The organism is SAR324 cluster bacterium (assembly GCA_029245725.1).
Lineage (GTDB): Bacteria > SAR324 > SAR324 > SAR324 > NAC60-12 > JCVI-SCAAA005.
In genome coordinates, this window is record JAQWOT010000154.1 from 1 (window position 1) to 5,513 (window position 5,513).

Sequence of the window (5,513 nt, forward strand, 5' to 3'; positions counted from 1 at the left end):
CACCAGTGACTACACGATTGCCTCGACCAATCTCTCGATTGCTGCAGGAGCAAGCACTGCAACAACGACAATCACATCCGTTCAGGATACTGTAGATGAGTTTGGGGAAGTGGTTCGCATTGATATTGACAATGTAACCGGATCTACAGCGGTAGAGAGTGGGGGGGATCAATTTGTTTCCATCTCCATCATTGATGATGACGTCTCCACACCTTCGATCTCAGTTACCCCTTCAAATGAGAAGAACACAATCTCATGGAGTGTCATCCCAGGTGCTAACAGGTATGTACTCTATTGGAGTACTTCAGCTGGAGTGAGCGCATCTGACTCGCCTTTTTACATTTCAGGTGGTTCTACCACTTCCTACATTCATGGTGGTTTGACAGGGGGTACCACCTACTACTATCGCCTGAAGGCTTTCGAGGGTTCTAACTCAAGTTCCTTGTCTACAGAAGTCAGCGGTCAGCCCACTGTAGGTTGCTCAACCACGGAGCAGACAGACAATGATACGGATCTCTTGGTACACTATGACTTCAACAATAATCTCAACGATGTCAAGAATGCTAATGGAGATGGTAGGTACAACCTGATCAATACAGGTGGTACGATCAAGTATGCTCGTGGTTGTGGCCACGGAAATGCTGCTTACTATGACTCTACTACAGGCTATGCCTACAACGACAACTTCACCCACAACAACATTCCTACACTGACAGGTAATTTCACAATCTCATTGTGGGTCAATGGGGATGAAGACAATAAAAAGTTCTCTGCAGCTTACTCCAGTGGATCACAGAGCAGCAGCAACCATCAAATTGACGTAGATGATTCAGATCATTTACGAATGTTATTTTACAATACCGGTGGTGCTGATCCTGGTTTCAATCAAAACAACATTACAGACTCCAGTGCGATTGCAAATGGCCGGTGGTATTATCTTACTGCTGTCCACACAGACGCCAATCAATGGACTCTATACAGAGATGCCGTTGTTGTTGGCACACAAACAGCCAAAGCGACTTGGGATAGATTAAAGATCGGGATCAATCGCAATACAGATATTCGATGGAAAGGATACATCGATGAGTTCAAGATCTACGGCAGAGCACTGACAACAGAGGAGGTGGTCGATAAGTGTTTGGCCTACGCTGAGTGCGACAACGTTAGCCCAAACATCCCAACAAATTTGACAGCAACCGGTGGCAATCTTCAGGTGGCATTATCCTGGGACAATATGACCGGTGCCAATAACTACACGGTCTATTGGAGTACTGATAATTCCAGTTTCAATACGATTAGTCCTGCTGTCCCTGGTACTACCTACACCCACACCGGCAGGAATCCAGCAACAATTTACCATTACAAGGTTGCAGCCAATAATTCTGCCGGTACCAGCGACAACTCAACGGTGGTATCGGCAACGACATTATCTGCCCCAGTTGTAACACTCTCGGGAACAGCCTCAGTGAACGAAGGGAATTCTGGGACAACGAATGCTGCTGTTACCGCCTCCTTGAGTAGAACTGCATCAGTAGATACAACCGTTACACTGACAGCTTCAGGAACTGCTACTGCCAGCGCAGACTACACTCTCAGCAGTTCAACGATCACGATTTCAGCGGGCAATACCACAGGTACAACAACGGTTGGGGTTTTTGGTGACAATACGACGGAGGACAATGAGACAGTCATTTTGAACATCACCGGAGTTTCTGGAGGTGATAGTGCTTCTGAATCGGGAGTTCAGAATGCTACCGTGACGATCATTGATGATGACATCAGTTTACTGGGTGACTTTAATATCGATAATATTACTCAAGACTTCAATCGACTCTCTCTTGGTTGGGGCGCCCCAAGCAACTTTGATAACTCCAGTGATACCTACACCTTTTACTGGACCACAGTTGCGCCAAGTTCCCGTGTACCTGCCAATCGACTCGTGGACGCATCCGACAATGCGACACCCATCATCCTCGGAACGAAGAGTATGTATGTTCACGGTACTCTAGATTCTACCAAGACCTATTATTATCGACTTGGAGCCCGAGACACGAGTAATGGGAACATTCTTAAACTTTCCACCAACGAAGTCAGCGGCAGTCCACTTCCTGTAGAATGTACTTCCACAGCAAGTTCCTCAACGATCAATGACACTGATCCAGATTTGCTGATTTATTATCCCTTGAACAGTGATTTACTTGATAAGAGCGCCCAGGGTTCTCGGTCCAGTTCTGATGGTTGGCCCTTCAACATTAGTTCTAATGCAGGAGGTAGCATTTCTTTCGGGGAGGGATGTGCCTATGGAAATTCTGCATATTTTGATGGATCCGGGCAATTGGATGGATCGAGACACAATGGGAGTTTTGGCTACAACGACAACTTTTCCAACAGTGACATCCCTGACAACTGGACAATTTCAGTGTGGCTGAACCCAGATGGAGACCTTGAAAAATTCTCTTCAGTGATTTCCACCGGTGATGACAATAATGGACCGAATCTGCAAATTGATGTCGATGATCAGTACGAACCCGTCGGCCGAATACGCGCTTTCAATTCGATTTCCGGAGACAACAAGGTTCATGGCCCGAGGCTTTACATCGGTAACTGGTACCATGCGGTTTTAGTCCATGAAGCTGATGATGATATTTTCTTCTATGTTAACGGCAGACTCAGAGACAGCTCTACTGGCTGGTTGAAAGTCTGTAACAGTTCAAGTTCGCCAACCTGTTCGCCAACGAGAAATCAGTGGGATCGAATCAAGATTGGTCTAAACCGTCATGGTGACAACAATTGGAAAGGCTTTATTGATGAGGTGAAAATCTTCGGCAGGTCTTTAAGTGCTACTGAAATTGAGGCTCTTTACCAAAAAACCTTACCTCCCATTGTGGAAGATTTATCATTAGACAACTCTACTTCGGGGCAAATCCAACTTCAGTGGAGTGCTGTTCCCGGCAGTACAAGCTATACAATTTATAAAGTTGAGCAGTCTTTGGGAGGCCTCACCGATGTCATCACCTTTGATCAGAATAATTTGAACAGTAGTAGTGCCAGTTTACAGACGATCACGAATGTGGCGTCCGGTTGTGTCAGTGGGACCTGCAGTTATACAGATGCAAGTTTGATCACCAACAAATGGTACTATTACAGGATCGCCGCTGTTAATGGTAGGGGGACCGGTAATGTTGCTCCTGCTGCTGAAGTTTCCGCACGCGCAAATTAGACATAGAAAATTTTTAACAATTTCAATGCTAAACCGCCTTGTTTTTTCCTCACTATTTTAGCAATGACTTAAACTCCCGCCTAAATTTCCTAATTTGAAGAGGAAAATAATTCTCTTCAATCTCCATCTTCACCAACTAAACACAAAAATCTCCCACACTCTTCAATTCTTATACTGATTGAATGAGCATTTGCTGATTCCCACAACCCGTTGACATTGTGAAAAAAACGGTATGATCTGTCTCTGAGCCCGGAGTTCGCCGGGATCGTCCATAACTTCTAATAAGGAAATAATATGGAAATTAAACCGAAACCGACCCCACAATGGGAGCGGGCGTCACATTACATTGCTAGCGGCAAGTGTCCATTGGATCTGCGTTGGCTCCTTTTCAATCGTAAACCAGATATGCTTCGCCATGGATGCGCAATCCAAGTTGGTAGGAGCGTGTTGGTTGACCACCAGCGGTTGATGCTGTTTTTGGAGGAATTGTCCCAACGCAACGAAGGATTGGTGCCACAGCGCTGATGCTGTTGAACTAAATCTTTGTGGCTAAAGGACATTCGTCCAAAAACAACAAAACCCCGGTCGTGAGAGGTAGGAACTCTGACGCCGGGGCTCAAGTTATAATATTTAAATATTGGATTAATATGTTAAATCAACATGAGAGAAAAGTCACGTCCAAATCAGGGTCTGACGACAATCTGGAAGACAGTGCTGATCCAACGGCTGAGTGGAGAAAACGCCGGGATCAGGCGATTCGGCAATACCATCAACTTGGGCTCTACCCGATACCTTTATCTGGCAAGAAGCCCTATCAAAAGCAATGGCAGAAGCTGGAAAAATACCAGGGCTTGGATACGGAAGCAGTGCTGAGGTTGTTTTCAGCAGAGGACAACGTGGGCTTGCTTTGTGGCATCCCGATGGAAGAGGGAAGGTTCCTGCGAGGAATCGACTACGACGATGATGTGCTATGGGAAACACACCTGCAAAAGTCTAATGATGACGAGGGCTATGAGTGGCTGAAGGGCGGCCCCGTTGTCGAAACCGGCAGTGGTAAACGCCATCATTACGTCCTTTCTGATACACCTGCTAAATTTGTTTTTGCAGGTGCTGGTGGTATTGCTGATCACGGCGGAGAAATCCAGGGGGAAGGCAGCCAACTGGTGGTTCCTCCCTCGATTCATCCAGTCACAAGGAAGGAATACCGCTGGCTCGATGAAAGTTGGCAGGACATCCACTTTGTTGATCACCTAACCCTGGCAGCAAGTTATCCGGCCAAGGCCGGTAAGCAAAAGTTCAACGGGCATTCCAAGAAAAAGGAGAAGCAAGGATTTTCCAGCAGTGATGCCGGAGATTTTGGCAATGACTCCACTTTCTACGATTACTCCACCATCGACTTCATTGCACTGTTCCAAAGTCGTGGCTGGGTGATTGAGGACAAGGGAGAGACTGTCATTGTTCTCTGTCCGAATAGAGAACAGCACACCGAGAACAGCGATGGGACAAGTTCCACCGTCATCTTGCGCACACCTGCAGGTGGGCAAAGATTCAAATGTCTTCACGGACATTGCGATCACTTATCGGATCGGGACAATCTTGTAGATTTATTGGGTGGTCCTTCGATTCTCGAAGGCTTTGCTAAGAAGCGGAACAGTTCAGCAGGCTCTCAGGAATCTGCGTCCACAGAAACGAAGGCACCACCAACAACTCCCTGGCTCCGGCTTGATCCACGCAGCAGACTCTATCACGTTCGTCAGATAGAGGCTGCCAATGCGTTTCGCAGAACGGATATCCAACTCGATGATCCGGAACTCGAGCAGAAACTGCTGGGTTTTCTGGAATCGCCATCTGGAGGAGAAGACATCAGTAGCACCCTGAATGCGCGCACCCTCGCTGATGTCCTCAAGCTGCTACGTACACAAGGTTCTTCAGGGGAGAAGGTCCGCTTACGACAGGCTAGCGATATCCCCATGGAATCGATTCAATGGCTTTGGAAAGACTGGCTGGGACAAGGCAAGTTTCATTTATTGGCAGGGCAGCCCGGTACTGGTAAGACCACCATCGCGATGCAGATGGCAGCCATTGTCTCTACAGGAGGCAACTGGCCTGACGGAAGTCAAGCGAAGGGAAGTAATGTCCTAATCTGGTCTGGAGAAGACGATCCAAAGGATACGTTGATCCCACGCCTTGCTTTAGCCGGTGCGGACCTGCAACGAATCAACTTCGTTGACACAGTATTTGATGAACAAGGTACACGCAGTTTTGATCCTGCCAAAGACCTACGGATACTGAC

Annotated in this window: 3 protein-coding genes; all 3 read left to right on the forward strand. The window is 47.1% G+C overall.

What is annotated here, in order from left to right:
* Window positions 1-3,220: hypothetical protein (locus P8O70_07840; protein MDG2196788.1), on the forward strand; the 3,220-nt coding region annotated here is incomplete at its 5' end.
* 294 nt (window positions 3,221-3,514) lie between these two features.
* A complete protein-coding gene (locus tag P8O70_07845; GenBank protein MDG2196789.1) occupies window positions 3,515-3,745 on the forward strand; it encodes a hypothetical protein in 231 nt (76 codons plus the stop codon).
* 122 nt (window positions 3,746-3,867) lie between these two features.
* A partial coding sequence (locus tag P8O70_07850; GenBank protein MDG2196790.1) for an AAA family ATPase occupies window positions 3,868-5,513 on the forward strand: 1,646 nt, incomplete at its 3' end.